Annotated in this window: 2 protein-coding genes; both read right to left on the bottom strand. The window is 39.9% G+C overall.

Annotated features, from left to right (window positions below; genetic code table 11):
- Positions 1-5: 5 nt before the first annotated feature.
- Complete coding sequence (locus ACZ2XM_RS15385; protein WP_296239974.1) at positions 6-518, bottom strand: IS630 family transposase; 513 nt, start codon at positions 516-518, stop codon at positions 6-8.
- The gene (locus ACZ2XM_RS15380) at positions 505-801 is read right to left on the bottom strand and encodes an IS630 transposase-related protein (RefSeq protein WP_490589844.1); all 297 of its coding nucleotides are present in this window, start codon (positions 799-801) and stop codon (positions 505-507) included. The genes ACZ2XM_RS15385 and ACZ2XM_RS15380 overlap by 14 nt, the downstream gene beginning before the upstream one ends.
- Positions 802-920: the final 119 nt, after the last annotated feature.

Here is a 920-nt window from a genome sequence, read left to right as displayed (position 1 = left end):
TATAGTCAGTTCAAAATAAAATTGTTATGTTTAGGACAAACATCATAAAACAATTTGGATAAGTCGTTTTCCATCCAGCCTTGGCGTAGAAACTTCACCTGAGCCCATTTCTTCTCAATAGGGTTCAAATCAGGGCTGTACGGCGGCAGCCATAGAATACGATGACCGTGCCTGTTCAGTAGCTTTTGAATGCGTTTGCTCTTATGAAATCTGGCATTATCCATGACAATCACGCATTTGGTTTTAAGACTTGGGATTAGCTTGTGTTTGCACCAGTGATAGAAAACGATGCTGTTGATGTTTGTCTCAAAGTAATCTAGTGCAAACAGCATCTTTTCATATAGAGCACCGATAACGTTGGTTCGCTTTTTACCTTGCCAGTTGTAGCTATCGATACAAGGCTTACCAATCGGTGCATAGCCATAAGGACGAATAGTTTCAGCCTCAAAGCCACTTTCATCCATATAAACGATGGGATAGCCTTGTTGTTTAAAGCTATTAAGCTTACTGTGATATATCGCTCTTTTGATCGGACACGCTTTTGGATGCTTTAAGGTCTTTTTTTTGACTGATGCCTAGGCGCTTTAGGGCATGATGAATGCCTGTTTTACTACAGTTTAGACGACGTGCTCGCTCATACTGGTAATCGTCGGGATGTTCTTTGACATCATTAAGTAGCACATCATCTGGTATTTTATAAGGTTTGGTTTGCCTGGTTGTTTTGCTATGAACACGCCGCTTCCAGTTTTGTATGGTGGTTGGGCTCAGATTGTAAAACTCAGCTGCCTCGGCAAAGGTCATACCCTCGTCTAAGCTTTTTAGTACTTGTTTACGAAAATCTAATGAGTAAGTCATGGTCTTTATGATAGCAATTAGGTTTGATAATTAGTTTATAACAATTTTAAGTGGGATTGGCTATA

The sequence above is a fragment of the Psychrobacter sp. CoH-33_TS_01 genome, assembly GCF_058189395.1.
Note: the sequence above shows the minus strand (reverse complement) of the source record. Positions and strands in the feature narration are given on the sequence as shown.